This is a genomic window from Streptomyces sp. NPDC046712, from assembly GCF_040645695.1.
Taxonomy (GTDB): domain Bacteria; phylum Actinomycetota; class Actinomycetes; order Streptomycetales; family Streptomycetaceae; genus Streptomyces.
On record NZ_JBEYYW010000047.1, the window covers coordinates 1 to 25,966 of the forward strand.

Sequence of the window (25,966 nt, forward strand, 5' to 3'; positions counted from 1 at the left end):
CGGTGGGCGCAGGCACGAGGGGCGGAGGCGCCCGCAAGGGCGCCGTCCGTTGTGCCCACCCGTTCCGCCCCAGCGGAACGAATGCCCACAACGGGCCCGGGGGGAGCGGGCTGAGCGGGTGTCAGCGGCCCGCCGTCGTCTTCGGGGCCTCCGGCTCCCGTACCGGCGCCTCGCCGAAGCGGGCCAGGACCAGCGCCCCCGCCACCGCGATCGTGAAGCCGAGGATCGCCAGCCACGCCAGGCCCTCGCGTGTGGTGTCGCCGAGCCAGACCACGCCGACGAGCGCCGGGCCGATCGTTTCGCCAAGGACCGCGCCCGCCGTCGCCGTCGTCACCGAACCCCGCTGGAGCGCCGAGGCCAGCAGCAGGAATGCCGCCCCACCGCCCACGAGCAGCGCGTACCAGGCGGGATTGGTCAGGTCGGGGCCGTCGATCAGACGGACCGCCACCTCCACCACCCCGAAGCCGAACCCGGCCCCGAGCCCCAGCGCCAGTGCCCGTGGCCGGTCCGGCAGCCGTCCCGCCACGACACCGATCCCGAGGACCCCGAAGGCGGTCGCGAGCATGGCCCACTGCAGTTCCGGCGATCCGGTTCCCTCCCCCTCCGTCCCCGAGGCGAAGGCCAGCATCGCCAGCCCGCCGCAGACCACGGCCACCGCCGCCCATTCCGTCCGGCTGAGCTGGACCTTCAGCATCCGCGAGGCGACGACGGCGGTGACCGCCAGACTGGCCGCGAGCGCCGCGCCGACCGTGTAGATCGGCAGGGTGAGCAGGGCGACGATCTGCAGCCCGAAACCGATCCCGTCCAGCGAGAGTCCCGCCAGGTACCGCCACTGCCGCACCGCGCGCCAGAACAGCGCGACATCGACCCCGCCACCCGTCCCGGGCTTCGCCGCCCGCACACCCAGCGCCTGCAACACCGACGCCGTACCGAAGCAGATCGAGGAACCCAGCGCACAAATCAACCCGAAGAGCACAAAGGGACTCTAGTGCGAGGGCGCTCGGACACCGGCCTAAACTGTGCGGTCGCGACCAGGCGATGAGAGGGAATGACATGCGCAGGCTGAGGTCGAGCACGGTCGTGCTCGGCGGTATGGGGGTGCTGGCGGCGACGATCACGTCCTGCGGCTCCGAGCCGGACCGGCGGTGTGTCGACCCGCTGACCCGCGAGAAACTGCCGAGCTACGAGTGCGAGAGCGGCAGCGGCAGCTCGACCCGCGGGTCGTACTACTACGGCGGCAGCGTCAGCGACAACAGGGTCAGCGGCGGCAGCTTCGACAAGACGGCCGTCGACACCGGCGGCTTCGGCTGCTCCGGTTCCGGCGGCGGCTGAGCGGACGGACCGTACGACATGCAGCGGCACACGATCGACCCCCGGCCCGGCTGGCAGCAGACGGTGGAGGAGCAGGGGCTCGTCTACCCCCTCACCCGCTATCCCGACGGCTCTCTGCGCCCGTACTGGGACGAGAGCGCGTACTACTCCTTCACCCTGCCCGAGGTCGAGGCCCTGGAGGAGGTCGTCGAGGAGCTGCACGCCATGTGTCTGGCGGCGGCCGCGCACATCGTCGAGCAGGACCGTTTCGCCGATCTCGGCCTCACCGACCCCCGGCTCGCCTCCCTCGTCGCCGAGTCCTGGCGCCGCCGCGCCGAACTTCCCTCCCTCTACGGCCGCTTCGACCTCCGCTACGACGGCACGGGCCCGGCCAAGATGCTGGAGTACAACGCCGACACCCCCACCTCCCTGGTCGAGGCCGCCAGCCCGCAGTGGTTCTGGATGGAGGAGCGCTTCCCCGGCGCCGACCAGTGGAACTCGCTCCACGAGCGGCTCGTCGACGCCTGGAAGCGGCAGGCCGCGCTGCTGCCGCCCGGTCCCGTGCACTTCGTCCACTCCGACGGGGACGAGCTCGGCGAGGACCTGATGACGGTGGCGTATCTGCGCGAGACGGCCCAGCAGGCCGGGCTCGACACGGAGGCGCTGTCGGTCGAACAGATCGGCTGGGACCGTCTGTCGGGGCGGTTCGTTGACGACCGGCTCCGGTTCATCCGCAGCTGCTTCAAGCTCTACCCGTGGGAGTGGCTGGCCACCGACCGCTTCGGCCCGTACGTCCTGGACACCCTCGACAACGGCGGCGGTACGGGCACGACCTGCTGGATCGAGCCGGCCTGGAAGATGCTGCTCTCCAACAAGGCGCTGCTCGCGATCCTCTGGGAGCTCTACCCGGGCCACCCGAACCTGCTGCCGGCGTACCTCGACGGCCCGCGCGAGCTGGCCGAGAGCGGCGGCTACGTCGCCAAGCCGCTCCTCGGCCGCGAGGGCGCGGGCGTCACCGTCCACGAGCCGGGTGCGGCTCCCGCGGTCCGCGACGAGCCCTGCTGCTACCAGGAGCTTGCCCCGCTGCCCGACTTCGAGGGCAACCGGGTCGTGCTCGGCGCGTGGGTCGTCGAGAACGAGGCGGCAGGGCTCGGGATCCGCGAGTCGGCGGGCCTGATCACGGACGAGTACGCCCGCTTCCTGCCGCACGTCATTCTCTGACCGTTACTCAGGGACGTACTCCCTGAGGGGGGCCGGCCTCAGACCGGCGGCCTCGGCTGCGGCGAGGGCGCGGGTGAGGTCCTGCTCCAGGGTCTCGTTGAAGTGCAGCAGGATGATGTCGCCGGCCTCGAGCCGCGGGGTCGGCGGGGTCCACTGCCCCCAGGTGGTGAGGTCGTACGTCCAGGTCACCAGGGCCTTCGCGCCGCAGGCGCGGGCGGTGGTCCGGGTCGTCCCGTCGTACGTCCCGTAGGGCGGGCGCAGCAGGCGCGGACCGTCACCGAACTGGGCGAGGTGCTGCTCGCGCGCCCCGCAGACCTCCGCCTTCTGGCCGGCCGCGTCGAGGGTGGTCAGGTCGGGGTGGTTGACAGTGTGGTTCTCGACGCGGGAGCGGCCCTGGTCGAGCAGGGTGTGGAAGTAGCCGGAGTCGTACGAGTAGGCGCCCGGGAGCAGGAAGAGCGAGGCGGGCACCCGCCGGTCGAGCAGGATCTTCGCGGCGGCGGGGTCGTGGTACCAGCCGTCGTCGATGGTGATGAACACGACCGGGTCGTCGGTCTTGATGTGGCTGACGACGGGGACGGGCTCGGGCCAGGCCGCCTCGGGGGCGGCGTGCGCGGGTCCACCGAACGCGCCGAGCAGCGCGAGCGGGACGAGGGCGGCGAGTGCGCCACGCAGGGCGCGGCGCAGACGGGGTCTCGGCATGGCCGCATCATTGGCCTAGACCAACTGCCGTGTCAATGCCCCGAGTTGCCGCCACCGCCGCCCTCTCGAGCGGACCCGCTCAGTCCGAGAGCACCGCCCGCAGCTGCTCCAGGCCCCAGTCCAGATCCTCCTTGCCGATCACCAGCGGCGGCGCGATCCGGATCGTCGAACCGTGCGTGTCCTTCACCAGCACACCCCGCTCCATCAGCTTCTCCGAGATCTCCCGGCCCGTGCCCCGGGACGGCACGATGTCCACCCCGGCCCACAGCCCGCGCCCACGCACCGCCTCGACGGCCCCCGCGCCCACCAGCAGCCGCAGCTCGGCATGGAGATGCTCGCCCAGCTCGGTGGCCCGCTGCTGGTACTCCCCGGTCCGCAGCATCGCGATCACCTCGAGCGCCACCGCACACGCCAGCGGATTCCCGCCGAACGTCGACCCGTGCTCACCCGGCCGGAACACACCGAGCACATCGCGGTCCGCGACCACCGCCGAGACCGGGACGACACCGCCGCCCAGCGCCTTGCCCAGGATGTACATGTCCGGCACCACGCCCTCGTGCTCGCAGGCGAACGTCCGCCCGGTCCGGCCGAGGCCCGACTGGATCTCGTCCGCCATGAACAGCACGTTCCGCTCCCGGGTCAACTCCCGCACCCCGCGCAGATATCCGGCGGGCGGCACCAGGACCCCCGCCTCACCCTGGATCGGCTCAAGGAGCACCGCCACGGTGTGCGCGGTAACCGCGCGCTCCATCGCCGTCAGATCCCCGTACGGGACGATCTCGAACCCCGGCGTGTACGGGCCGTAGTGGTCGCGCGCCTCGTGGTCCGTGGAGAAGCTGACGATCGTCGTCGTCCGGCCGTGGAAGTTGTTCGCCGCGACCACGATCTTCGCGTGGCCGTCCGGCACGCCCTTGACCTCGTACCCCCACTTCCGCGCGGTCTTCACGGCCGTCTCGACCGCCTCCGCGCCCGTGTTCATCGGCAGGACCATCTCCTTGCCGCACAGCTCCGCGAGCTGCGTACAGAACTCCGCGAACCGGTCGTGGTGGAACGCTCTCGACGTGAGCGTCACCCGCTCCAGCTGCGCCCGCGCGGCATCGATCAGCCGCCGGTTGCCGTGCCCGAAGTTGAGCGCCGAGTACCCGGCGAGCATGTCGAGGTAGCGGCGGCCCTCGACATCGGTCATCCATGCCCCGTCCGCCGAGGCGACGACGACGGGCAGGGGGTGGTAGTTGTGAGCGCTGTGCGCCTCCGCGGAAGCGATCGCGTCTTGCGTCCTCGACACGGGATCTCCGTTCGTCCTGCGGCCAGGGGCGGGTGTGGCCCCTTTTTCTATCGTCGCTCGGATGCCGGATGAAGAAACCTGGGTGACGGCGCGCCCGCTAGGCTTGAAACACGCGCGGCGACTGGCGTACGGGGAAGCGACCCCGGGGGAGCCGCGCGCGGCAGACCACACGAGGTGCCGCCCGCCTGGGCACCACCGGACCCCGTCCCGAGTGGTGCCGCGAACCTCGCAGTACCCCGGGAACCGACGACATGCCCGGAGGAACGCCATGAACGACACCCCGCACGCTGCCGATCTTCCCTCCCACCACCCGGCCCTTGCCGCCACCGACCCCGAACTCGCCGCGCTCGTCGGTGCCGAGGAGCGGCTGCAGGCCGAGACCCTGCGGCTGATCCCCAGCGAGAACTACGTCTCCCAGGCCGTGCTCGAAGCCTCCAGTACCGTCCTGCAGAACAAGTACAGCGAGGGCTACCCCGGCCGCCGCTACTACGAGGGCCAGCAGAACATCGACCAGGTCGAGACCCTCGCCATCGAGCGGGCCAAGGCCCTCTTCGGCGTCGACCACGCCAATGTGCAGCCCTACTCCGGCTCCCCGGCCAATCTCGCTATCTACCTCGCCTTCGCGGAGCCCGGCGACACCGTGATGGGCATGGCGCTGCCGATGGGCGGGCACCTCACCCACGGCTGGGGCGTCTCCGCGACCGGCAAGTGGTTCCGCGGCGTGCAGTACGGCGTACGCCAGGACAACGGGCTCATCGACTTCGACCAGGTCCGCGACCTCGCGCTCAAGGAGCGGCCCAAGGTGATCTTCTGCGGCGGCACCGCCCTGCCCCGCACGATCGACTTCGCCGCCTTCGGCGAGATCGCCCGCGAGTCCGGGGCCGTGCTCGTCGCCGACGTCGCCCACATCGCCGGCCTGATCGCGGGCGGCGCCCACCCCTCCCCGGTCCCGCACGTCGACGTCATCTCGACCACCACCCACAAGACCCTGCGCGGCCCGCGCGGCGCCATGCTGATGTCCCGCGAGGAGCACGCCAAGGCCCTCGACAAGGCCGTCTTCCCCGGCCTCCAGGGCGGCCCGCACAACCAGACCACCGCCGCCATCGCCGTCGCCCTGCGCGAGGCTGCCCAGCCCTCCTTCCGTGACTACGCCCACGCGGTCGTCGCCAACGCCAAGGCCCTCGCCGAGGCACTGCTCGCCCGTGGCTTCGACCTGGTCTCCGGCGGCACCGACAACCACCTGATCCTGATGGACCTCACCCCCAAGGAGGTCCCGGGCAAGGTCGCCGCCAAGGCCCTCGACCGAGCCGGGATCGTCGTCAACTACAACACCGTCCCCTACGACCCCCGGAAGCCCTTCGACCCCTCCGGCGTCCGCATCGGCACCCCCTCCCTCACCTCCCGCGGTCTCGGCACGGAGCACATGGCACAGGTCGCCGACTGGATCGACCGTGGCGTCGCGGCGGCGGGCTCGGGCGACGAGGACGCGCTCCGGACGATCCGCGCCGAGGTCGCGGACCTGATGGCGGCCTTCCCGGCACCGGGACTCCCGGTCTGATCCGGCCGACGGGCGCTCAGCCCGCCGACCCGGCTATCCGGCGGGCCTCCGTCAGGGACGGCTCGCCCTCCAGCCGCAGGGTCAGGGCTCCCGCGTTCCTCGTCCAGAGGAGCGTGGGGCCCGCCGTGCGTATGGAGTGGGTCCACTCCTCCCCGCTCGCGTCCGTCATCGGGAAGCGCAGCAGATGCGGCTCGGCGAACCAGTAGCCCTGGTCCCCGTCCGGCATGTCGACCCACTCGGGATGCGTCTGGACCTGCTTGCCGAAGCCCATGTCGAGCCGCGCCGGGAACTCGTCCAGCCGGACCGTCCGACCACCGTCCCCGCGCCAGCACAGGCTGACCACCGCCCGCCCCCGCTCGGCCGAGCCGGTCACCGAGACCGCGTCCGGCGTGCGGAGCGCGCTCGGTGTCAGCGGCGTGAAGCCGGCCCTCCGAGCTGCCTCCTCCAGCGGCACCGGGTCGGGGCACCCCGGCACCGCCGCGCCCGGAGCGGGGTGCGCCCCGGGGTCGTACCGCACCTCCACCCCACCGAAGCCGAACCAGTCCGCCACCGTCGCCCGGACCGGCGGCGTCAGCACCAGGACCACCAGGACCCCGGAGAGCGCCGCGATCAGCGCCTTCCACCGCCCGCGCAGCCACGCGAACGGCAGCCACGCCCGTCGCGCCCACGCGAACCGCCGCCGCGGGACCGGCGTCGGCACCTGCTCCGTCAGAAGCTGAGCGAGCACCCGCTCGGCCATGGTCTCCCCGTCCACGTCCGGCACCCTCAGATGCCGTCCGAGGTCCCGCAGCTCATCCGAGAGCCCGTCGTCCGTCATGCTCGTCACCTCCCTCCAATGCCAGCCCGAGCTTCTTCAGCGCCCTGCTCAGCCGGGACTTCACCGTCCCTCGCGGCCAGCCGAGCGCCTCGGCCGTCTCCGTCTCGTCCAGCTCCAGCAGATACCGGTGGATCACCACCTGCCGGTGGTCCTCGCTCAACCCGTCCAGCGCCGCGAGCAGCCGTCGCCGCCGCTCGTCCTCCTCCACCGCCACCGCCGGGTCGGCCCCGTCCGGTATCAGCGGCTCGCCCGCCAGCAGCTCCGCCTCCCGCCCCGCGACGGCCCGCTGCCGCCCCGCCGAGCGCACTGTGTTCCTCGTCTCATTGACCACGATCCGCAGCAGCCACGGCCGGAACGCGGCCCCCTCCTTGAACCGCCCCAGCGACCGGTACGCCTTGAAGAAGGCCTGCTGCACCACGTCCTCGGCCTCCGCGCCGGCCCCGCACGCCACCGCCGCCCGCAGCGCGACCGCCGTGTGCGCGCGGACCAGCGCCGCGTACGCCTCCGCCTCCCCGGCGCGTACCCGTGCGATCACCGCGGCCTCATCGATCGCGATCAGGCCCCCCTCCCGCGTCCTCACACCTTTGATACACCGGTAGTCGGGGATCGGTTCCCACACCTGAGAGAATGATGGGCATGGCCTCTGACAGTCCCCGTGTGCTCTCCGGAATCCAGCCCACCGCAGGCTCGTTCCACCTCGGCAACTACCTTGGCGCCGTCCGCCAGTGGGTCGCCCTGCAGGAGACTCACGACGCCTTCTACATGGTCGTCGACCTGCACGCGATCACGGTTCCGCAGGACCCCGCGGAGCTGCGCGCCAACACCCGGCTCGCCGCCGCCCAGCTGCTCGCCGCCGGTCTCGATCCGGAACGCTGCACGCTCTTCGTCCAGAGCCACGTTCCCGAGCACGCGCAGCTCGGCTGGGTCATGAACTGCCTCACCGGCTTCGGCGAGGCCTCCCGCATGACCCAGTTCAAGGACAAGTCCGCCAAGCAGGGTGCCGAACGGGCCACCGTCGGTCTCTTCACGTACCCGATCCTGCAGGTCGCGGACATCCTGCTGTACCAGGCCAACGAGGTCCCGGTCGGCGAGGACCAGCGCCAGCACATCGAGCTGACCCGCGACCTCGCCGAGCGGTTCAACAGCCGCTTCGGCGAGACGTTCACGATCCCGGCGCCGTACATCCTCAAGGAGACGGCCAAGATCTACGACCTGCAGGACCCGACGATCAAGATGAGCAAGTCGGCGTCCACGCCCAAGGGCCTGATCAACCTCCTCGACGAGCCCAAGACCACCGCGAAGAAGGTCAAGAGCGCCGTCACCGACACCGACACGGTGATCCGTTTCGACCCGGAGAACAAGGCCGGCGTCTCCAACCTGCTCACCATCCTGTCCACGCTCACCGGGACGAGCATCCCCGACCTGGAGAAGAGCTACGAGGGCAAGATGTACGGCGCGCTGAAGACCGACCTGGCCGAGGTCATGGTGGACTTCGTCACGCCGTTCCGGGCCCGCACGCAGGAATACCTGGACGACCCGGAGACGCTGGACTCCATCCTGGCCAAGGGCGCGGAGAAGGCCCGCGCGGTCGCCGCGGAGACCCTGGCACAGACGTACGAGCGGGTGGGTTTCCTGCCCGCGAAGCACTGACCGGGACCCGAGACCGAGGACTCTGGCACTAAGGGCGGTGCAGGCCGCACACTGGCGGCTGCACCACCCACCATCCCGAAGAGACGACGACGGAGGAGAACGACGTGGGGACCGTAACGCTCGGCGTTTCGATCGCGGTCCCGGAGCCCTACGGCAGCCTGCTCCAGGAGCGGCGCGCGGGCTTCGGGGATCCCGCCGCGCACGGCATCCCCACGCACGTCACCCTCGTCCCGCCGACGGAGGTCGACCGGGAGCGGCTGCCCGCGATCCAGGCGCATCTCGCCGAGGTCGCGGCCGGCGTCCGCTCCTTCCCGGTCCGGCTGAGCGGCACCGGAACGTTCCGCCCGCTGTCACCGGTCGTGTACGTCCGGCTCGCCGAGGGCGTCTCCGCCTGCTCCTGGCTCCAGGAGCGGGTGCGGGACGAGTCCGGGCCGCTCGTGCGCGAGCTGCAGTTCCCGTACCACCCGCACGTCACGGTGGCGCACGGCATTTCCGAGGAGGCGATGGACCGGGCGTACGAGGAGCTGGGCGACTTCGAGGCGGCCTGGACCTGCTCGTCCTTCGCGCTGTACGAGCAGGGGCCGGACGGGGTCTGGCGCAAGCTGCACACGTACGAGTTCGGCGGCCGCACGGTCTCCGCGGTCCCGGCCCAGGGCACCCCGGTCGACACGCCGACCCCGACCGCCGGCTGATCGCCCCGGCGAGGGCCCGCACCCCGGCCGCCGGCCGATCGTCTCCACGACGCCCCCTCGACGCCGCACGACGTCCCACGACGCCCCCTCGACGTCCCCACGAGGCTCCACGACGCCCTCTCGGCATCCCCCTCGGGAATCACACCGGCAGGCGCCGGAACACCGCCCTCGGCACGTGCCGGAGCGCCGACATCACCATCCGCAGCGCCCCCGGCACCCACACCGTCTCCGAGCGGCGCCGCAGCCCCAGCTCGATCGCCCTGGCCACATCCTCCGGCGTGGTCGCCAGCGGGGCCTCCTCGAGACCGGCCGTCATCCGCGACCGTACGAACCCGGGCCGCACGACCATCACCTGCACCCCCGTCCCGTGCAGCGCGTCCCCGAGCCCCTGTGCGAACGCGTCGAGACCGGCCTTGGACGAGCCGTAGATGAAGTTGGCGCGGCGGGCGCGCTCCCCGGCCACGGAGGAGAGCACCACCAGCGAGCCGTGCCCCTGCGCCTGCAGCGCCGCCGCGCAGACGAGCCCGGCGGAGACCGCCCCCGTGTAGTTGGTCTGGGCGACCCGGACGGCGGCGAGCGGATCGGCCTCGTCGTGCGCCTGGTCGCCGAGGATCCCGAAGGCGAGCAGCACCATGTCGATGTCGCCCTCGGTGAAGATCTTGCCGAGACGCTCCGCGTGCGACTCGGGGTCGAGCGCGTCGAAGGGGACGGTGTGCACCTCCGCTCCCAGCACCCGCAGCGAGTCGGCGGCGGCCGTCAGGGCGGGGGAGGGGCGCCCGGCCAGCCAGACCGTACGGGTGCGGCGGGCGATCAGCCGGCGGGCGGTGGCGAGCCCGATCTCGGAGGTGCCGCCGAGGAGCAGCAGGGACTGCGGGGTGCCGAAGGCGTCCTTCATGACGATCAAACTCCTCAGAGAGCAATCAGACGGCGAGACGACGGGAGAGGTCGGAGGTGAAGACGGACCGCGGGTCGAGCACGGCGCGCAGCGCCTGGAAGTCGGCGAGCCGCGGATACATGGCGTGCAGCAGTTCGGGCCGCAGCCGGGAGTCCTTCGCGAGGTAGACCCGGCCGCCCGCGCCCGCCACCTCCTCGTCCAGCTCGTCGAGGAACACGCCGAGTCCGGAGATGCCGGCCGGGATGTCGAGCGCGAGCGTCCAGCCGGGCACGGGGAAGGAGAGCCAGCCCGGGTCGGAGTCGCCGAAGCGCTTCAGTACGGCGAGGAACGACGGGCAGCCGCGCCGCGCGATCCGCTTCACGATCCGGCGCAGGGTCTCCTCCTGCCCGTACCCGACGACGAACTGGTACTGCACGAAGCCGCCGCGTCCGTAGATCCGGTTCCAGTGCGGGACGCCGTCCAGGGGGTGGAAGAAGGCGGAGATCCGCTGGAGTTCGCCGGTCCGGCTGCGGGGCGCCCTGCGGTACCAGACCTCGTTGAACAGGCCGACCGTGGTCCGGCCGAGCAGTCCTTCGGGGACGAGCGCGGGCGCGGCCGGGAGCCGCCCGGGGCGGAAGGCGAGGGGCGCGCGGCGGGCGCGGCGGTTCCGGAGGGGGATCGCGTCGTACGGGGCGTGGTCGCCGCGGGTGAGTACGGACCGGCCGGTGGCGGCGCCGCGGGCGAGCAGGTCGATCCAGGCGACCGAGTAGCGGTAGCGGTGGTCGGTGGCGGTGAGCCGGGCCATCAGGTCGTCGAGGTCCGTGGCGCGTTCGGTGTCGACGGCCATCAGCGAGGTCTCGACGGGCAGGAGCCGGAGGGTCGCGGAGAGGATCACACCGGTCAGGCCCATGCCGCCCGCGGTGGCGTCGAAGAGATCGGTGCCGGGGGTGACCGTACGGATCTCCCCGTCGGCGGTGAGGAGTTCGAGGGAGGTCACATGGCGGGTGAAGGAGCCGGAGACATGGTGGTTCTTGCCGTGGATGTCGGCGCCGATCGCGCCGCCGACCGTGACGTAGCGGGTCCCGGGCGTGACGGGGACGAACCAGCCGAGCGGAAGCAGAACCTCCATCAGCCGGTGCAGACTGACGCCCGCGTCGCAGACGACGACGCCCGCGGTGACGTCGATCGTGCGGACGCGGTCGAGGCCGGTCATGTCGAGGACGGAGCCGCCGGCGTTCTGGGCGGCGTCGCCGTAGGCGCGGCCGAGGCCGCGGGCGATGGAACCGCGGGCACCGCACGCGCGGACCGCTTCGGACGCCTCCTCGTAGGTACGGGGGCGGTGCACGCGCGCGAGGGTGGGTGCGGTGCGGCCCCAGCCGGTGAGGGGTTCGCTGGGGATGTCGGTCTCGGCAGCCATGGACGCGACCGTATCGCCCGGCATGTGGTGTATGCCTGCTTTGCCCTACGGTTCGTCGAAATGGGTGATTAAACGAGTGTCAGGAAAGATTGCCGTGCGGTCGCCGACCCACCGGGTCAGAGTCACCCCTGGTTGACCGAGAACCGGGGAGGCGGAGCCGATGCGATACGGGGACTGGGCCGGGGCGGAGCGAAGGCTCCTCGCCGCCCTGCGCCGCTGCGGGCGGCGCGCACCGGTGGCGACGGCCGCCCGCGCACTGTCCTTCACCGGTGAACACGGCGCGCTGTGGCTCGCGGCCGGAGTCACCGGCGCGGCGGTGGACCCGGAGCGGCGGACCGGCTGGCTGCGGGGCACGGCGCTGATCGCCGCGGCGCACCTGGCGAGCATGGGCGTGAAACGGGTGGTGCGGCGGCCGAGGCCGGGGACGGCGGAGTACGAGCCCCTGGTCCGCACGGCGGGCCGGCACTCCTTCCCCAGCTCCCATGCGACCTCCGCGGCGGCCGCGGTCGTCGTCTTCGGGGCCCTGCACCCGGCCGTCCGCCGTCTGGCCGCCCCGGCGGCGACCGCGATGTGCGTCTCCCGCCTGGTCGTCGGCGTCCACTACCCGACGGACGTGGCGGCCGGCGCCCTCCTCGGCGCGGCGACGGCGGCCCTGGGCCGCGGCTGGCTGCGCGCGACGCCGGGCGCGCCCCACGCGAGGCCGGGCGCGATGTCACACGCGAGGCCGAGCGCGCCACACGCGACGCCGGGCGCGACGCCACACGCGAGGCCGGGCGCGAGCGCGATGCCACGCGCGCGTGCGGCGGCACTGCGCCACGCGCGCGTGGCGTCCGGGCCCGCCAGGCTCCGGTCCCGAGACCTGGCCTTCCTCGCCGGTGGTCGCCGTGGCTGAGCGGACCACCGGAGTCGCGGTACTCGAGCAGCATCCCTCCCTGGTCCAGGGGCGGCAGCGGACCGGCGGGAGACGGGTCTTCGCCGTGGGGCTCGGGCTCGTGCGGACCGCACGGCCCCGGCAGTGGGTCAAGAACGTCCTCGTCCTCGCCGCACCCGTCGCCGCCGGTCAGCTCGTCTCCTGGCACGCAGCCGCCCGACTCGCCCTCGTCTTCGCCCTGTTCACGGCCGCCGCGTCCGCCGTCTACCTCGTCAACGACGCCCGCGACGCCGCCGCCGACCGCGCCCACCCCGTCAAGCGCCTCCGCCCCGTCGCCGCCGGGCTCGTCCCGGTGCCCGTCGCGTACGTCACCGGGGTCCTCCTCGGTCTCGGCGCCGCGGTCGCCGGCGCGGTCCTGTGCAACGCCATGACCGCCGCGCTCCTCATCGCGTACCTCGTCATGCAGTGCGCGTACTGCGTGCGACTCAAGCACGTCCTCGTCGTCGATCTCGCCGTCGTCACCACCGGGTTCCTGATGCGGGCGATGATCGGCGGCGTCGCGCTCGCGATCCCGCTCTCCCGCTGGTTCCTCATCACCACCGGCTTCGGCGCGCTCTTCATGGTCGCCGCCAAGCGGTACTCCGAGGCCGTGCAGATGGAGGACGCCCAGGGCGCGACCCGTGCGCTGCTCACCCAGTACACGACCGGATATCTGCGCTTCGTCTGGCAGCTGGCCGCCGGTGTCGCCGTCCTCGGCTACTGCCTCTGGGCGCTGGAGAGCGGTGGCGTCGCCAACGCCGGTCTGCTGCCCTGGCGCCAGCTCTCCATGATCGCGTTCATCCTCGCCGTGCTGCGCTACGCCGTCTTCGCCGACCGTGGCACGGCCGGTGCCCCGGAGGACGTCGTCCTGCGCGACCGGCCGCTCGCGGTCATCGGTCTGGTCTGGGCCGCGATGTACGGCATGGCGGTCGCGGACCTGTGAAGGTTCTCCACCGCGAACTCGCCGGCTTCGCCGTCGCCGGACTCGCCGCGTACGGCGCCGATCTCGTCCTCTTCCTCTGGTTGCGCGGCCCCGCCGCGTTCGACCCGATCGCCGCGAAGGTGCTCTCCTTCCTCGCCGGATGCACCGTGGCGTACCTGGGCAACGCCCTCGGCACGTACCGCCGGCGGACGGTCGGGCTGCGCGAGTACGCCGTCTTCTTCGCCGTGAATCTCGCGGGCGCCGCCGTCCAGCTGTTCTGCCTCGGCGTCTCCCACTACGGCCTCGGACTCACCTCCGCGCGGGCCGACACGGTGTCAGGACTCGGTGTCGGCATGGTTCTCGCGACCTGTCTGCGATTCTGGGGAACCCGGACGATCGTGTTCCGTTCGGCTGCCGGAGCAAGGGGTACGCGTACGACATGGACTGGCTGACCAAGCTCCCCGTCATCGGCCCCTGGGTCACTCGGCTCATGCGGACCCACGCCTGGCGTTCGTACGAGACCCTCGACTCCGTCCACTGGGCCCGGCTCGCCGCCGCCATCACCTTCATCAGCTTCCTCGCGCTCTTCCCCCTGATCACCGTCGCCGCGGCGATCGGCGCCGCGCTGCTCAGCACGGAGCAACTGGACAAGATCGAGGCGAAGATCGCCGAGCAGGTCCCCGGCATCTCCGACCAGCTCAACATCAGCGGCCTCGTGGACAACGCGGGCACCGTCGGCATCGTCGCCGGCGCGCTGCTGCTCGTCACGGGCATCGGCTGGGTCGGCTACATGCGGGACTGCCTGCGCGCGGTGTGGGGGATCGACGACAAGGACGAGGGGAACATCGCCCTGCGCAAGGGGAAGGACTCGCTCGTGCTGCTCGGGCTCGGCGGCGTCGGGGTCTGCTCGCTCGCCGCGTCCTGGCTCGGGTCCACGGCCATCGGCTGGAGCGCCGAGCAGCTCGGGATCTCCGGCGGCGGGGCGGGCGGCGTCCTGCTCCAGACCGCCGCGGTCGCCGTCGCCGCCGTCGCCGACTTCCTCATCCTGCTGTACGTGCTGACGCTGCTCCCCGGCGTCGAGCCGCCGCGCCGCCGCCTGGTGGTGGCCGCGGTGATGGGCGCGATCGGCTTCGAGCTGCTGAAGCTGCTGCTCGGCGGCTATATGAGGGGCGTCGCGGCGAAGTCGATGTACGGCGCGTTCGGCGTCCCCGTCGCGCTGCTGCTGTGGATCAACCTCACCGCGAAGCTGCTGCTGTACTGCGCGGCCTGGACCTCGACCGACTCGCCCGAGGCCGAGCCTCCGGCTAAGGACGAGGACGGGACCGGGGACGGCGACCGACCAGCTCCGGCAGCGGCCAGCGACGGTTGACGAGGAAGACCCCGCCCGCGAGCACCACCAGGACCCCGCCGGCCACGGCCAGGGCGATCCCGACCCCGCCGGACTTCTCCGCGGACGCGGTGCTGGCGGCCGCTCCGGCCGTCGTCCCGGGGGCGTTCTTGCCGGGGGCGGGCGCCGAGCCGTCGCTCTCGGTCCCCGGGTTCGTACGGGCGGACTTCGGGGGGACGAGCTCGCCGACCGGCTTCACCTTCCCGGACGCCGCGAAGCCCCAGTCGAGGAGCCGGGCGGCCTCCTTGTACACCGCGTGCTGCTCCTTGGAGTTCGGGTTCATCACCGTCACGAGCAGCACTTTGCCGTTGCGCTCCGCAACGCCGGTGAAGGTGGAGCCGGCGTGCGTGGTGCTGCCGTTCTTCACGCCCGCCATGCCCTGGTACGGCGCGACGCCGAGCGCGCCGGTCAGCAGCCGGTTGGTGTTCTGGATCTCGAAGGTCTCCCGCGCCTTGCCCGGCTTCTGCTCGCCGGGGAACTTGGCGCGGGGGGTGGCGGCGTACTCCCGGAAGTCCGCCTTCTGCATGCCGCTGCGGGCGATGAGGGTGAGGTCGTACGCGGAGGAGACCTGGCCCGGGGCGTCGTAGCCGTCCGGCGACTTGACGTGGGTGTCGAGGGCCTGGAGCTCGTCGGCGTGGTCGTTCATGTCCTTGATGGTCTTCGGGATGCCACCGTTCATCTCGGCGAGCACCCGCACGGCGTCGTTGCCGGAGCGAAGGAAGACACCGAGCCAGAGGTCGTGCACGGTGTAGGTCTGCTTCTCCTTGACCCCGACGAGGCTGGAGCCCTCGCCGATCCCGGCGAGCTCCTTGGGGTCGACGGTGTGGCTCGTGGTCTTCGGGAACTTCGGCAGGACGGTGTCCGCGAAGAGCATCTTGAGCGTGGAGGCGGGGGCGAGGGGCCAGTGGGAGTTGTGCGCGGCGAGCACGTCCCCCGTCTCCGCGTCCGCGACGATCCAGGACCGGCCGCTCAGCTCCTTGGGCAGCACCGGTGCCCCCGCCCCGAGCCGCACCTGGGTCCCGGGCACGGCGAGCAGGGCGCCGCCCAGGGAGGACATGAGGGCCGGGGGCTTCGGCTGTTGGTCGTCCTTGTTGTCCGCGTGGGCCGGCGAGGCGGCGACAAGGGGAAGCAACGCGGCAGCAGTGACCGCCCAAGCGGTCTTCTTCGAAGCAGACACGATCGAAAACGTACAGGTACGCATCCGGGATCCGAACCCCGCCAGGCGGTTCGTCCCAGGGCGTCCACCCGGACGCCCCGAGCGCGGGCACTGGGGGGCGGATGGTGATACTGGGGCTATGAAGCTCAGCCGGCCCGTCTCCTGGTTCCTGCTCGCGTTCGGCGTGTGGAGCTGGTTCATCTGGATCACTTTCATCAAGAATCTCTCGGGCAACGGGAGCGGTCTCGCCTTCGACGACGCGGGCGACCCGACGGCCTACTTCTGGGTTCATCTGCTGCTCGCCATCACGTCCTTTGTCCTGGGGACGGTGGTCGGCGTGATCGGGTTGCGTGGTGTGCGCGCGTTGCGGCGCGAGCGCGGATAGGGGTTGGGGCGCGTGCTCGTCTTCCTGCTGGTGGTCGTCGTGGTCCTCGCCCTGCTGGGCGGGGTCCACTGGTACGTGTGGAAGCGGCTGGTCCGTGATGTGACCGTCGCGGGGGGCATGGCACGGCGCCTGGGGACGGTGGCCGCGTTCGTGCTGCCCCTGCTCTCGGTCGCCGCGCTCGTCTCGGGCCGGGCGGGGGCGCCGTTCTGGCTCCAGCAGGTGGTGGCCTGGCCGGGGTACCTCTGGCTGGCGCTGCTGCTCTACGTGACCCTCGCCCTCCTGGTCGGCGAGGCGGTCCGGCCGCTCCTGCGCCGGTGGCCGGCCCGCCGGGCCGCGACGGGCGCGCCTGCAGCAGCCTCCGCGAACGACATCGCGAAGGACACCGCGCGGGCCGGCACCCCGGTCGTGGCGGCCGGCGGGGGCGGCGGGCTGCTGCCCGAGGCCGAGGAGGAGCCCGCACCCACGGAGCCCGAGGAGGAGCCCGCACCCACCGAGCCCGAGGCACCGGCCGCCGGTGCCACCGCCGTGTCGCGGCGGCTGTTCGTGTCGCGGGTCGTCGGTGGGGCCGCTGCCGCCGCGGCCGTGGGGACCGTCGGGTACGGGACCTACGGCGTGATGCGCGGGCCCCGCGTCAAGCGGGTCACCGTGCCGCTCGCCAAGGTGCCGCGCGCCGCCCACGGGTACCGGATCGCCGTCGTGTCCGACATCCACCTCGGGCCCGTCCTGGGCCGCGCCCACAGCCAGCGCATCGTCGACGCCATCAACGCCACCCAGCCCGACCTGATCGCCGTCGTCGGAGACCTCGTCGACGGCACCGTCGAGAACCTCGGTCCCGCCGCCGAGCCGCTCGCCCAGCTCCGGGCCCGGCACGGCGCGTTCTTCGTGACCGGCAACCACGAGTACTTCTCCGGCGCCGACGCCTGGGTCGACCACGTCCGCGAGCTCGGCCTGCGCCCGCTGCGCAACGAACGCCTGGAGATCGCGGCCGGATTCGACCTCGCCGGGGTCGACGACGTCGCCGGCGAGAGCGAGGGCCAGGGCCCCGACTTCGTCGCCGCGCTCGGCGACCGCGACCGCGCCAAGGCCGCCGTCCTGCTCGCGCACCAGCCGATCGTCATCCACGACGCCGTGCGTCACGGCGTCGACCTCCAGCTCTCCGGCCACACCCACGGCGGCCAGCTCTGGCCCGGCAACTACCTCGCGGACCTCGCCAACCCGACCGTCGCCGGTCTGGAGCGGTACGGCGACACCCAGCTCTACGTCTCCCGGGGCGCGGGCGCCTGGGGACCCCCCGTCCGGGTCGGCGCGCCCTCCGACATCACCCTCGTGCAACTGGCCTCGAAGCAGGCGTAGCAAGGGACGGAGCGGAAGGGGTCACTCATCGCGCAGGGGTGGATACGTACTGCCCAGTCACCGGAAGTCCCCCTATCCCGGACATATACCTGCAGTGTGAAGGTTTACTCTTCCACTTGTGAAATACGTGTGATTGGGTGGCGCCATCGCGGCGGCTGGGCGCCGCCGCGCCAGGGGTGGGCACAAAAAAAGGAAGCACGGCGATGCGGTCGACGGTCCGTATGCGGATCCTCATCACTTGTGGAGTTCTGGTGGCCGCCGGGGTGGGGGGCTGGCAACTTCTGCCCTCCGACGAGGTCCGGAACGACCCCATCACGGTCGGGACGACCGACGAGGTGACCTCGCTCGACCCGGCGGGTGCGTACGACGCCGGTTCCTGGGCGATGTACAGCAATGTCTTCCAGTCGCTGCTGACCTTCAAGCCGGGCTTCACCACGCCCGTCCCGGACGCCGCCGAGAGCTGCAAGTTCGTCGGGGCCAAGCTCACCACGTACCAGTGCAAGCTCCGTGAGGACCTCACGTTCGCGAGCGGCCGCAAGGTCACCGGCGAGGATGTGAAGTACTCCTTCGAGCGGATGCTGGGCATCAAGGCGGACGTCGGTCCCGCCCCGCTCTTCCCGACCCTGAAGAACGTCGTGGCCGACGGCCAGACGGTCACCTTCAACCTGAGTGGGCGGGACGCCACCTTCCCGCTGAAGGTGGCCACGGGCGCCGGCTCGATCGTCGACCGCGACCAGTACCCGGCCAAGCAGCTGCGCGATGGCACCACCGTCGAGGGTTCGGGGCCGTACGTCCTCAAGGAGTACAAGCCCGGCGAGAGCGCCCGTCTGGAGCCGAACCCGAGGTACCGGGGAGCGCTCACCAAGACCGGCGGTCCGATCGTCGTCCGGTACTTCACCGAGTCCGAGCAGCTCGCCTCCGCGTGGAAGACCAAGCAGGTCGACGTCACGCACCGGCAGATGCCGCCGGAGTTCCTGTCCACGCTGGGGAGCGGCAAGGACTCGGCCCGGATCACCGAGGCGCAGACCGCCGAGATCCGCAATCTGTACTTCAACGTGAAGTCCCCTTCGCCGATGGCGAAGAAGGAGGTCAGGCAGGCCGTCGCCGCCGTCATCGACCGCCCGGCGATCGTCACCGGCGCCTACCACGGCACGGTCGAGCCGCTGTACTCCCTCATCCCGCAGGGCTTCAACGGTCACAGCACCTCGTTCTACGACACCTATCCCGAGCCGTCCAAGAAGACGGCCAAGAGCCTGTTGAAGGCTGCCGACGTCGAGACCCCGGTGTCCTTCACCCTCGGCTACCGCAAGGACGCCACCTACGGCGCCGAGGCGGCCGAGCTGAAGCGGCAGCTGGAGGCGACCGGCCTGTTCAAGGTCAAGCTCGTCGAGGCGGAGTGGAAGGACTTCCAGAAGGCGTACGTGCGGGGCGACTACGACGCGTACCCCGTCGGCTGGCTCCCCGACTTCCCGGACTCGGACAGCTTCACCGCCCCGCTCGTGGGGTCCGACAACGCGATGCACAACGGCTTCGCGAGCAGCAAGATCGACTCGCTGATCTCCGCCACGCAGCAGTACAGCGACCGCGGTGCGGCCGCCAACGACTTCGAGGCCATCCAGTCGGAGGTGGCCGCGGACGTGCCGCTGGTGCCGCTGTGGCAGAAGAAGGACTACGTCCTGGCGACGGACGACGTGGCCGGTTCGCAGTACCTGACCGACGGCACGGGCATCTGGCGCCTGTGGGAGCTCAGCTGGATCTAGGAGCGCCCTGCTCCGAGCGGAGGGGCCCCGAGTCGCGTACCGACTCGGGGCCCCCGCATGGGCGGCCGAGTCGCGTACCGACTCGGGGCCCCCGCATGGGCGGCCCGTGGCAGCGGCCGCGTCGGCGGCGAGCCTGTCAGCCCTTCGCCTTGGGGGTCTTCGCCGCCGCCCGCTTGGGCATGCCCGAGGCCGCCATGCCCGCCGCCGTCGGCATGAAGTCGGCGAGCAGGTCGTGCGTCTCGCGGACCAGGGGGCGCAGCAGCCGGAAGCGGGAGAGTGAGATCGCCCGGGCGGTGACCGGTGCGAGCCGGTCGACCAGGCGGCGGCTGTTGGCGCATCCCTCGGAGCGGTCGTACACCCAGAACAGCACCAGGCCCATCTGCTCGAGCCAGAGCAACTGCGGGAGCGGTTCGGCCAGTTCGGGGTCGATCTTCACCGCGGCGCCGGAGATGACCCTCCGGTGGACCTCGATCGCCGCCTCGCGCGGGCCCTCCGACTCGGGGGAGAAGGGGCTGAGCGGGCTGTCCGGATCGGCGGCGTTCTTGAAGAACTGGGCCGCGAACTCGTGGTACGGCTCGGCGATGTCGAGCCAGCCGAGGAGGACCCCGCGGATGCGTGCCGTGAGGTCCTTCTCGTCGCTGTCGAGGATGTCTTCGACGGCCGCCTGGTGCTCCTCGGCGATCCGGTCGTAGAAGCCCTGGACGAGGTGTTCCTTGGAGGCGAAGTAGTAGTACGCGTTGCCTACGGAGACCCCGGCCTCCTGGGCGATGGCCCGCATCGTCGTCTTGTCGTAACCGCGCTCCTTGAAGAGCCGGAGGGCGGTTTCGAGGATGAGCGTACGGGTCTGTTCGCTCTTCGCGGCCTTGGCCGGGGCCTTCGCCCCGTCGGCGGCGGGCTCGGCGGGCTCGGCGGGCTGCACTGCCTTCACGTCCTTCACAGTGCCCGAGCCTATCCGGGCGCGCCGGGCAGCTCACACGTCCCGTCCTCGCAGGCGGGAGCGCCCTTGATCGCCTCGCGCCACTTGGCGGCGGCGAGGACGGTCGCCCGGGCGAACGGCTGCCCGGCCGGGGTGGCCAGCCAGTGGGCCTTGGGCCGGTGGTCGGCCAGGGCCCAGAGGCAGACGATCCAGGCGGAGGTGGCGCGGTAGATCTGTCCCCGGTCACCGATCACGGTGATCTCCTTGAGGGTGGACTCGTGGTCGAGGCCGGGGAAGCGGCGCCGGGCCTCCTGGGAGGCGGCCGGGACGAGGTCGAGCGGGACGAGTTGCCGCTGCCGCAGGAGCCAGTGCCGCAGATGGACACAGAGCGAGCAGTCGGCGTCGTACAGCACGGTCAGGCGGTGCACGGGTGTGGTCGGTCGTCCGGTCGGCGTCGTCATGGCCGGCTCACGCCCCGGCGCCGGCGCCCGCGCCCGGAGCGGGCGGCGCCCAGGGGCCGCGGCCTGCCTGCTGGGTCCAGCCCTGCGGGGGCACCGGCGGGACCTGCTCGCGCTCCATCATGCCCCGGCGGCGGATCTTGTTGAGGACCCAGACGTTGCCGAGGTGCATCACGCCGAGGACAAGGAGGACCACGCCGAGCTTGACCGAGAGGGCCTCGAAGAGGGACCGGGCGTCGGCCACGGCCTCGTCCTGGCTGAGATAGAGCGCGACGAAGCCGAAGTTGACGAGGTAGAACCCGACCACCAGGAGGTGGTTCACGGCTTCGGCGAGCTTCTCGTTCCCGTGCAGGACGTCGGCGAGGAAGATCCTTCCGTTGCGGCTGAGGGTGCGGGCGACCCAGACGGTCAGGGCCACGCTGATCAGCAGGTAGACGATGTACGCGACGACAGTGAGGTCCATGCCCCACCCTCCCTTGAACGCGTTCAAAAGCTGGCGGTCATGACTGTAGACCCTCGTTTGAACATGTTCAAGCGAGGGTCGGAAGGGTGCGGGAAAGGGGTGGGCGGACGTCGTGCCGTGCGCCTAGAGTGGCGCGTGATGCTCACTCATGACCTGGCCGGTGAAGGCCCTTCCGTCGTCCTCCTGCTCCACTCCGGCGTCTGCGACCGGAGGATGTGGGACGCGCAGTTCACGGCGCTGGTCGCCGCCGGGCACCGCGTGGTGCGCTGCGACCTCCGCGGCTTCGGCGAGACCCCGATCGACCGCCCGCACACCCACTGCGACGACGTCGTGGAACTCCTCGACACCCTCGGCGTCGAGCGGGCCGCCCTCGTCGGCTCCTCCTTCGGCGGCGAGGTCGCCCTGGAGACCGCCGTCCGGCACCCCGACAGGGTCTCGGCGCTCGTCCTGCTCTGTGCCGGCATGCCCGGCTTCGAAGCGAGCGACGAACTGCGCGCCTGGGGCCGGCGCGAGGACGAGCTGCTCGAGGCGGGCGACCTCGACGGCGCGGTCGCGCTCAACGTCGACACCTGGCTCGGCCCCGAGGCCGGGGACGAGGCGCGCGAGCGCGTACGCGTGATGCAGCGGCGCGCCTTCGACGTACAGCTCGCCGCTCCCGAGGAGTTCCACCCGGTCGACGCCGGTGTGAAGGCGGACGACCTGGCCGGGATCGACGTGCCGTGCCTGATCGTCTCCGGCGGGCACGACGTACCCGACTTCCGGGCGATCTCCCGACGGCTCGCCGACCTCCTGCCGGACAGCCAGCACATCGATCTGGACTGGGCGGGCCATCTCCCCGCCCTGGAGCGCCCGGACGAGGTGAGCGGGCTGCTCGTCGAGTATCTGACCGTGGAGGGCGGCGAAGGGGCGGCTACAGCGTCCGGCGTATCGGTTCCGTGATCGTGCGGTCGGTGATCCCCGCGTCGGCGGCGAGCAGGAACGCCTTCGAGAGGATCACCGACAGCAGGCCGCCGTCCTCCTCGAACGGCAGGAAGACCTTCTCGCCCGCGGCACCGCCTCCGTCGGCGGCCCCGGCCTCCCGGCCCACCGGTATGCGCAGAACCTCGTCCGTCGGCTCCATCAGGACATCGCCCGAGCCCAAGTGGATCCGATAGGCGCGCAGTTCGCCCCGCACCCGTAGGAAGTGGTCCGTCAGCTCCACCCGGTCCGCGATCCGGGTCCGCGGCAGCAGCCGGGCCAGCGACTCCCGGCGGATCCACGCCGACTCGGTCGGCGCGGTCCGGTCCTCGGACGCCACCCCCGTGAACAGGTCGACGTCCCGCAGCGCCTCCGACAGCACCAGCGCCGGTACGTCGGTCAGCGCGGCCTCCTCCCAGGGGCCGCGCGCCCCCGCGGAGGCCGCGCGGCGCTCGAAGCGGACCCGGTCCGTGGAACAGAGATACGCGACCCCTCCGGCGGGGCTGCCGGCGTCGAGCAGCTCGACGAGGAACCGGGCGCGCCAGAACAGGCCCTCGGCAGCCGGGAGATCACCCGGCCGGGGCAGCTCCCGGACCATCTCGGAGGAGGCGCCGCCGGAGAAGTACCCGAGAGGGTCCCCGCCCCACCCGCGCTCGGCCATCAGCGACCTTGCCTGGCCGTAGCGCAGGGTGCGCCCGGCGAACCGGTGCGAGTGGGCCCCGGTCGCCACCTCGGCGGGCGTGAGCGTGTACACCTCGCGGAAGACCTGCTGGAACGGCTGGCGCAGCTCCCGCCCCGTCAGTTCGGACCGCCACTCGGAGACCTCCTCACCGTCCGCGCGGACCGGATGCCACAGCCGCAGCAGGGCCCCGGGGCCCACCGGGGTCGCGGTGCCGTCCGCGCCGGCCAGCGCCCAGCCGCCGCCCGTCCGCTCCGGCAGCCCCGCCGTCCAGCGCCCGCCGCCGTCCGGGGCGACCTCCCACAGCAGCGCGCGGGCGGCGGCACCGGTCACCGGGTGGTCGATGTAGTACCGCTCCCAGTCCTCCACCGGCCAGGTCGTACCCGCCGCGAGATGCTCCTCCAGCCGGGTCCGCTCCACGGCCAGCAGGGCCCGCAGCTCCTTCAACGCGGTGCGGAGCGGCGCCAGTCGCTCGCCGTACCGCTCCCGGGCCGTCTTCGGCGCCGACTTCAGCACCCTGCCCTGGGGACCCCGGAACGAGAGCGAGGCCACGCCCGGCTCCTGCACGGAGAGCACCGCCGTGTACTCCCCGAGCGCCTCCTCCCGCATCCCGCGCCCGTCGAGCCCGTGCTCCGGCGTGCCGCGCTCGCGCAGCATCGACGGGGTGAGCCCGGCCCGCCCGGCGACGCTCTCCAGGGCCTTGGCGGCCGCCTTGAGGACCGTACGGTTGCGCACCGTGCCCTTGACGCGCCCGAGCCACTGGACGGCCTGCTCGCCCCGGCGGCCCTCGAACTCGCCGAGGACGGCGACGGTGGCCGAGGCGAGCGGCTGATTACGGCAGTCGCCGCCGGAGCCGCCGGAGCCGCCGAGCCCCGTGCCCGCGTGGAGCGCGACGGCGCCGGCCAGCGGGGCCGCCCAGTCCACGTCAAGGTCCAGCGCCGCCCACAACAGCCCGCGCACCAGGCGGGTGTTGCTCTCGCCCGCGATGCCCCAGCCGCTCATCCGCAGCGGGTCCAGATCGGACAGCTTGTGTTCGGGCTGGGCGGCGATCCCCTCCAACAGCCGCCGCACCAGCTCCGCACCGGCCTCGGTCTCCGCCAGGAGCGCCGAGGCGCGTCTGCGCCAGGCCGGGGTGGCCCTGACCCTGTCCACGAGGGCGCAGTGCGCGAGGAACGCTGCCGCGCCCCGGCCCCCGAGCAGGTCCGCGTGCGTGGCCCGCATCGCCGGGCCGTAGTCGTCCAGCGCGTCGAGCACGTCACGGGGCAGCCGGCCCTCGACGACGGGCGTCTCGCGGCGCAGCAGCGCGTCGATCCGGTCCCTTATCCGCGAGAACTCGTCGCTCGCGTCCACACACAGGCTCTCCGCGATCCCGCGCAGCGCGCGGAGCCGGGGCCGGTCGAACTCCTCGGCCTGCTCCGCAGCCGACAGAGCGATCGGCAGCAGCGCCCGGAACGACGCCTCCAACTCGTGCGGGGCGACGGCGGCGTCCTTCCCCTGCAGCCGCGCGAGCAGCACGTCCGCCTCCGCCGTCGACCAGCCGAGCGCCTGACCGGCCAGGTGGTCCAGAGCGCCCGCCACGACCGGATCCGGGTGCCGGCACATCCGCCGCTGGAGCAGCAGCGCGCTCTCCCGCCGCCCCGCCGTGTCCAGCGCGTCCAGGAAGTCCCGAACCCGCTCCGACCGGTCCGGCCGGTCGGACTCCAGCGCTGCGTTCAGCCCGTTCTCCAGGCTTGTGGTCCCCACCATGCGTACGACGGTAGGGGACCGCACTGACAGCGCCGCCGTGGCCCCCTCAGGTGAACTTCCGTACCCCTGGCACCAGAGCCGTTCCCAGGCAGCAGCCGCCCACCAGCACCGCGGCGGCGACCAGGGGGACCTCCGGGCCCCAGGCGGAGGCGGCGAGCGGGGCCAGGGCGTAGCCGAGCGGCATGGCGGCCAGGGAGAGCAGCCAGTCGTAGGAGGTGACGCGGGCCAGGGTGTGGGCGGGGATCGCCTGTTGGACGGCGGTCTCCCAGACGGGGGAGAGGAAGCCGAGGCCGGCCTGGGCGATCCCGTACGCGGCGATGGTCACCGGCGCGGGGGCGGGGAGGGCGAGCAGGAGCAGCGGCAGGGCGTACGTGGCGAGGCCGAGGTTCGCGGTGAGGACCGGGCGCCGGGGGCGTACCCGATGGGCGAGCAGCGAGCCGAGCAACAGGCCCACGGCGCCGGTCTGGAGGAACGCCAGCCAGACGGCCGTGCCCCCGAGCTGGGTGAGGGCGATGGACGGGCCGAGGGTCATCAGGACGGCGGCGGCGCCGTTCCAGGCGCTGTGGCCGACGAGGCTGGTCCAGTACCAGTCGCGGGACCTGACCTCCTGCCAGCCCTCTCTGAGGTCGGCCCGCAGCGAGCGGCGGGGGATCGGCACCCGCTCCACCCGTACGGCGAGGAGCAGCAGGGCGCTGACCGCGAAGGTGGCCGCGTCCAGGACGAACGCCCAGCCGGCGCCCGCCGTCAGGATCAGCGTGCCGGCGAGAGCCGGCCCGCCGATACGGGTGGCGCTCTGGGCGATGCCCATCGCGGCGTTGGCGCGCTGGAGCGCCTCGGGGGCGACGGTCCCCTTGACCAGCGGGGCCCCGGTCGGCATCGAGAACGCGCCGGCCGCACCCCCGACGACCTCGGCGCCGGCGATGACCCAGAGGGACGGCTCACCGCTCAGCAGCTGGACCCCGACGAGGAGTTGGGTGGCGCAACGGACGAGATCGGTCGTCAGCGCGACGGTACGGGCGTTGAAGCGGTCGCCGACGACTCCGCCCACCGGCAGCAGGAGAAGCTTGGGGACCATCGCGCAGGCCAGGACGAGCGCGAGCGCGGAGGACGATCCGGTGGCCTCCCAGACGGCGATGGCGAGGGCGGCCGGGATGGCGGCGTCGCCGAGCAGGGAGAGCGTGCGGCCGGTGAAGAGCAGTCGGAAGGAGCGGGTGCGCAGGGGGTGGGGGACGGCGGAGGGCATGGACACGGGCTCCGTGTCGGAGGGGACGGCGGGCATGACGGCGAGAGTATTTCGGTACCGAATAATTCGTCAACGAAATATTCGGTGTCGAAGGAATCCGGGTGCGG

The 25,966-nt window shown here is 72.3% G+C and carries 25 protein-coding genes, 1 pseudogene and 1 riboswitch; of the genes and pseudogenes, 13 read left to right on the forward strand and 13 right to left on the reverse strand.

Annotation, left to right across the window (positions count from 1 at the left end; all coding sequences use genetic code 11):
• Positions 1-121: 121 nt before the first annotated feature.
• The gene (locus ABZ939_RS35730; protein WP_361864578.1) at positions 122-964 is read right to left on the reverse strand and encodes a hypothetical protein; all 843 of its coding nucleotides are present in this window, start codon (positions 962-964) and stop codon (positions 122-124) included.
• An 89-nt stretch (positions 965-1,053) separates the two neighbouring features.
• Between ABZ939_RS35730 and ABZ939_RS35735 the strand changes: the two genes are divergently transcribed.
• Both ABZ939_RS35735 and ABZ939_RS35740 read left to right on the forward strand, forming a co-directional pair.
• Positions 1,054-1,332 carry a hypothetical protein gene (locus ABZ939_RS35735; protein ID WP_361864580.1) on the forward strand — a complete coding sequence of 93 codons (279 nt, stop codon included), beginning with the start codon at positions 1,054-1,056 and terminating at the stop codon, positions 1,330-1,332.
• Positions 1,333-1,350: 18 nt separating this feature from the next.
• On the forward strand, positions 1,351-2,532 hold the full coding sequence (locus tag ABZ939_RS35740) for a glutathionylspermidine synthase family protein (protein ID WP_361864582.1): 1,182 nt from the start codon (positions 1,351-1,353) through the stop codon (positions 2,530-2,532).
• A 3-nt stretch (positions 2,533-2,535) separates the two neighbouring features.
• Here the strand turns inward: ABZ939_RS35740 and ABZ939_RS35745 are convergent, their stop codons facing one another.
• Positions 2,536-3,231: a polysaccharide deacetylase family protein gene (locus tag ABZ939_RS35745; protein WP_361864584.1), complete on the reverse strand. Its 696-nt coding sequence runs from the start codon at positions 3,229-3,231 to the stop codon at positions 2,536-2,538.
• Between the two features lie 79 nt (positions 3,232-3,310).
• A complete protein-coding gene (gene rocD / locus ABZ939_RS35750; protein WP_361864586.1) occupies positions 3,311-4,516 on the reverse strand; it encodes an ornithine--oxo-acid transaminase in 1,206 nt (401 codons plus the stop codon).
• 107 nt (positions 4,517-4,623) lie between these two features.
• Positions 4,624-4,714: riboswitch (ZMP/ZTP riboswitch) on the forward strand.
• Positions 4,715-4,784: 70 nt separating this feature from the next.
• Here rocD and glyA point away from each other — a divergent pair.
• A complete protein-coding gene (gene glyA / locus ABZ939_RS35755) occupies positions 4,785-6,074 on the forward strand; it encodes a serine hydroxymethyltransferase (RefSeq protein WP_361864588.1) in 1,290 nt (429 codons plus the stop codon).
• 16 nt (positions 6,075-6,090) lie between these two features.
• Here glyA and ABZ939_RS35760 read toward each other — a convergent pair whose 3' ends face one another.
• Complete coding sequence (locus ABZ939_RS35760) at positions 6,091-6,891, reverse strand: hypothetical protein (protein WP_361864590.1); 801 nt, start codon at positions 6,889-6,891, stop codon at positions 6,091-6,093.
• Positions 6,866-7,471, reverse strand: coding sequence for an RNA polymerase sigma factor (locus tag ABZ939_RS35765; RefSeq protein ID WP_361864592.1), 606 nt, complete (start codon positions 7,469-7,471; stop codon positions 6,866-6,868). Before ABZ939_RS35765 ends, ABZ939_RS35760 begins: the two co-directional genes overlap by 26 nt.
• 56 nt (positions 7,472-7,527) lie before the next feature.
• Between ABZ939_RS35765 and trpS the strand changes: the two genes are divergently transcribed.
• A complete protein-coding gene (trpS, locus tag ABZ939_RS35770; protein ID WP_361864594.1) occupies positions 7,528-8,541 on the forward strand; it encodes a tryptophan--tRNA ligase in 1,014 nt (337 codons plus the stop codon).
• Between the two features lie 104 nt (positions 8,542-8,645).
• Positions 8,646-9,233 (forward strand): 2'-5' RNA ligase family protein, encoded by a 588-nt coding sequence (locus ABZ939_RS35775; protein ID WP_361864596.1) that lies wholly within the window; start codon positions 8,646-8,648, stop codon positions 9,231-9,233.
• Positions 9,234-9,372: 139 nt separating this feature from the next.
• Here ABZ939_RS35775 and ABZ939_RS35780 read toward each other — a convergent pair whose 3' ends face one another.
• On the reverse strand, positions 9,373-10,128 hold the full coding sequence (locus tag ABZ939_RS35780; protein WP_361864598.1) for a decaprenylphospho-beta-D-erythro-pentofuranosid-2-ulose 2-reductase: 756 nt from the start codon (positions 10,126-10,128) through the stop codon (positions 9,373-9,375).
• A 25-nt stretch (positions 10,129-10,153) separates the two neighbouring features.
• Positions 10,154-11,524 (reverse strand): FAD-binding oxidoreductase, encoded by a 1,371-nt coding sequence (locus tag ABZ939_RS35785; protein WP_361864600.1) that lies wholly within the window; start codon positions 11,522-11,524, stop codon positions 10,154-10,156.
• Positions 11,525-11,684: 160 nt separating this feature from the next.
• Here ABZ939_RS35785 and ABZ939_RS35790 point away from each other — a divergent pair.
• The 4 genes and pseudogenes from ABZ939_RS35790 to ABZ939_RS35805 form a co-directional block, all read left to right on the forward strand.
• Positions 11,685-12,197: pseudogene (locus ABZ939_RS35790) on the forward strand (phosphatase PAP2 family protein); the annotation flags it as partial.
• Positions 12,198-12,456: 259 nt separating this feature from the next.
• The gene (locus ABZ939_RS35795) at positions 12,457-13,377 is read left to right on the forward strand and encodes a decaprenyl-phosphate phosphoribosyltransferase (RefSeq protein ID WP_361864665.1); all 921 of its coding nucleotides are present in this window, start codon (positions 12,457-12,459) and stop codon (positions 13,375-13,377) included.
• Positions 13,374-13,808 (forward strand): GtrA family protein, encoded by a 435-nt coding sequence (locus ABZ939_RS35800; protein ID WP_361864602.1) that lies wholly within the window; start codon positions 13,374-13,376, stop codon positions 13,806-13,808. Before ABZ939_RS35795 ends, ABZ939_RS35800 begins: the two co-directional genes overlap by 4 nt.
• The gene (locus ABZ939_RS35805) at positions 13,796-14,725 is read left to right on the forward strand and encodes a YihY/virulence factor BrkB family protein (protein ID WP_361864604.1); all 930 of its coding nucleotides are present in this window, start codon (positions 13,796-13,798) and stop codon (positions 14,723-14,725) included. Before ABZ939_RS35800 ends, ABZ939_RS35805 begins: the two co-directional genes overlap by 13 nt.
• Here ABZ939_RS35805 and ABZ939_RS35810 read toward each other — a convergent pair.
• On the reverse strand, positions 14,661-15,920 hold the full coding sequence (locus ABZ939_RS35810) for a D-alanyl-D-alanine carboxypeptidase (protein WP_361864606.1): 1,260 nt from the start codon (positions 15,918-15,920) through the stop codon (positions 14,661-14,663). The two genes, ABZ939_RS35805 and ABZ939_RS35810, sit on opposite strands and share 65 nt — an antisense overlap.
• Before the next feature lie 118 nt (positions 15,921-16,038).
• On the opposite strand from ABZ939_RS35810, the gene ABZ939_RS35815 reads away from it, so the two are divergent.
• The 3 genes from ABZ939_RS35815 (at position 16,039) to ABZ939_RS35825 (ending at position 19,397) form a co-directional block, all read left to right on the forward strand.
• Complete coding sequence (locus tag ABZ939_RS35815; RefSeq protein WP_361864608.1) at positions 16,039-16,284, forward strand: hypothetical protein; 246 nt, start codon at positions 16,039-16,041, stop codon at positions 16,282-16,284.
• A gap of 12 nt (positions 16,285-16,296) precedes the next feature.
• Positions 16,297-17,637, forward strand: a complete 1,341-nt coding sequence (locus tag ABZ939_RS35820; protein WP_361864610.1) for a metallophosphoesterase — start codon at positions 16,297-16,299, stop codon at positions 17,635-17,637.
• Between the two features lie 203 nt (positions 17,638-17,840).
• Positions 17,841-19,397, forward strand: coding sequence for an ABC transporter substrate-binding protein (locus tag ABZ939_RS35825; RefSeq protein ID WP_361864612.1), 1,557 nt, complete (start codon positions 17,841-17,843; stop codon positions 19,395-19,397).
• A 136-nt stretch (positions 19,398-19,533) separates the two neighbouring features.
• On the opposite strand, the gene ABZ939_RS35830 is transcribed toward ABZ939_RS35825, so the two are convergent.
• Genes ABZ939_RS35830 through ABZ939_RS35840 form a run of 3 tightly spaced genes read right to left on the reverse strand, consistent with a single transcriptional unit; the run spans position 19,534 to position 21,234 of the window.
• On the reverse strand, positions 19,534-20,325 hold the full coding sequence (locus ABZ939_RS35830; RefSeq protein WP_361864614.1) for a TetR family transcriptional regulator: 792 nt from the start codon (positions 20,323-20,325) through the stop codon (positions 19,534-19,536).
• 20 nt (positions 20,326-20,345) lie between these two features.
• Positions 20,346-20,774, reverse strand: a complete 429-nt coding sequence (locus ABZ939_RS35835) for a DCC1-like thiol-disulfide oxidoreductase family protein (RefSeq protein ID WP_361864616.1) — start codon at positions 20,772-20,774, stop codon at positions 20,346-20,348.
• 7 nt (positions 20,775-20,781) lie between these two features.
• Positions 20,782-21,234 (reverse strand): hypothetical protein, encoded by a 453-nt coding sequence (locus ABZ939_RS35840; RefSeq protein WP_361864618.1) that lies wholly within the window; start codon positions 21,232-21,234, stop codon positions 20,782-20,784.
• 135 nt (positions 21,235-21,369) lie between these two features.
• Here ABZ939_RS35840 and ABZ939_RS35845 point away from each other — a divergent pair, with 135 nt between their 5' ends.
• Positions 21,370-22,173 (forward strand): alpha/beta hydrolase, encoded by an 804-nt coding sequence (locus ABZ939_RS35845; RefSeq protein ID WP_361864620.1) that lies wholly within the window; start codon positions 21,370-21,372, stop codon positions 22,171-22,173.
• On the opposite strand, the gene ABZ939_RS35850 is transcribed toward ABZ939_RS35845, so the two are convergent.
• Together ABZ939_RS35850 and ABZ939_RS35855 are read right to left on the reverse strand one after the other, a co-directional pair.
• Positions 22,145-24,616, reverse strand: coding sequence for a DUF4132 domain-containing protein (locus ABZ939_RS35850; RefSeq protein ID WP_361864622.1), 2,472 nt, complete (start codon positions 24,614-24,616; stop codon positions 22,145-22,147). The genes ABZ939_RS35845 and ABZ939_RS35850 overlap by 29 nt on opposite strands.
• Positions 24,617-24,662: 46 nt before the next feature.
• Positions 24,663-25,895, reverse strand: coding sequence for an MFS transporter (locus ABZ939_RS35855; protein ID WP_361864624.1), 1,233 nt, complete (start codon positions 25,893-25,895; stop codon positions 24,663-24,665).
• Between the last annotated feature and the right edge of the window lie 71 nt (positions 25,896-25,966).

Excerpts from the sequence above, each read along its gene's own strand:
- ABZ939_RS35735 (WP_361864580.1), top strand. The coding sequence starts at position 1,054 with ATGCGCAGGCTGAGGTCGAGCACGGTCGTGCTCGGCGGTATGGGGGTG.
- ABZ939_RS35760 (WP_361864590.1), bottom strand. The coding sequence starts at position 6,891 with ATGACGGACGACGGGCTCTCGGATGAGCTGCGGGACCTCGGACGGCAT.
- ABZ939_RS35855 (WP_361864624.1), bottom strand. The coding sequence starts at position 25,895 with ATGCCCGCCGTCCCCTCCGACACGGAGCCCGTGTCCATGCCCTCCGCC.
- glyA (WP_361864588.1), top strand. The coding sequence starts at position 4,785 with ATGAACGACACCCCGCACGCTGCCGATCTTCCCTCCCACCACCCGGCC.
- ABZ939_RS35785 (WP_361864600.1), bottom strand. The coding sequence starts at position 11,524 with ATGGCTGCCGAGACCGACATCCCCAGCGAACCCCTCACCGGCTGGGGC.
- ABZ939_RS35825 (WP_361864612.1), top strand. The coding sequence starts at position 17,841 with ATGCGGTCGACGGTCCGTATGCGGATCCTCATCACTTGTGGAGTTCTG.
- ABZ939_RS35835 (WP_361864616.1), bottom strand. The coding sequence starts at position 20,774 with ATGACGACGCCGACCGGACGACCGACCACACCCGTGCACCGCCTGACC.
- ABZ939_RS35815 (WP_361864608.1), top strand. The coding sequence starts at position 16,039 with ATGAAGCTCAGCCGGCCCGTCTCCTGGTTCCTGCTCGCGTTCGGCGTG.
- ABZ939_RS35805 (WP_361864604.1), top strand. The coding sequence starts at position 13,796 with ATGGACTGGCTGACCAAGCTCCCCGTCATCGGCCCCTGGGTCACTCGG.
- ABZ939_RS35740 (WP_361864582.1), top strand. The coding sequence starts at position 1,351 with ATGCAGCGGCACACGATCGACCCCCGGCCCGGCTGGCAGCAGACGGTG.
- ABZ939_RS35745 (WP_361864584.1), bottom strand. The coding sequence starts at position 3,231 with ATGCCGAGACCCCGTCTGCGCCGCGCCCTGCGTGGCGCACTCGCCGCC.
- ABZ939_RS35850 (WP_361864622.1), bottom strand. The coding sequence starts at position 24,616 with ATGGTGGGGACCACAAGCCTGGAGAACGGGCTGAACGCAGCGCTGGAG.
- ABZ939_RS35840 (WP_361864618.1), bottom strand. The coding sequence starts at position 21,234 with ATGGACCTCACTGTCGTCGCGTACATCGTCTACCTGCTGATCAGCGTG.
- ABZ939_RS35780 (WP_361864598.1), bottom strand. The coding sequence starts at position 10,128 with ATGAAGGACGCCTTCGGCACCCCGCAGTCCCTGCTGCTCCTCGGCGGC.
- trpS (WP_361864594.1), top strand. The coding sequence starts at position 7,528 with ATGGCCTCTGACAGTCCCCGTGTGCTCTCCGGAATCCAGCCCACCGCA.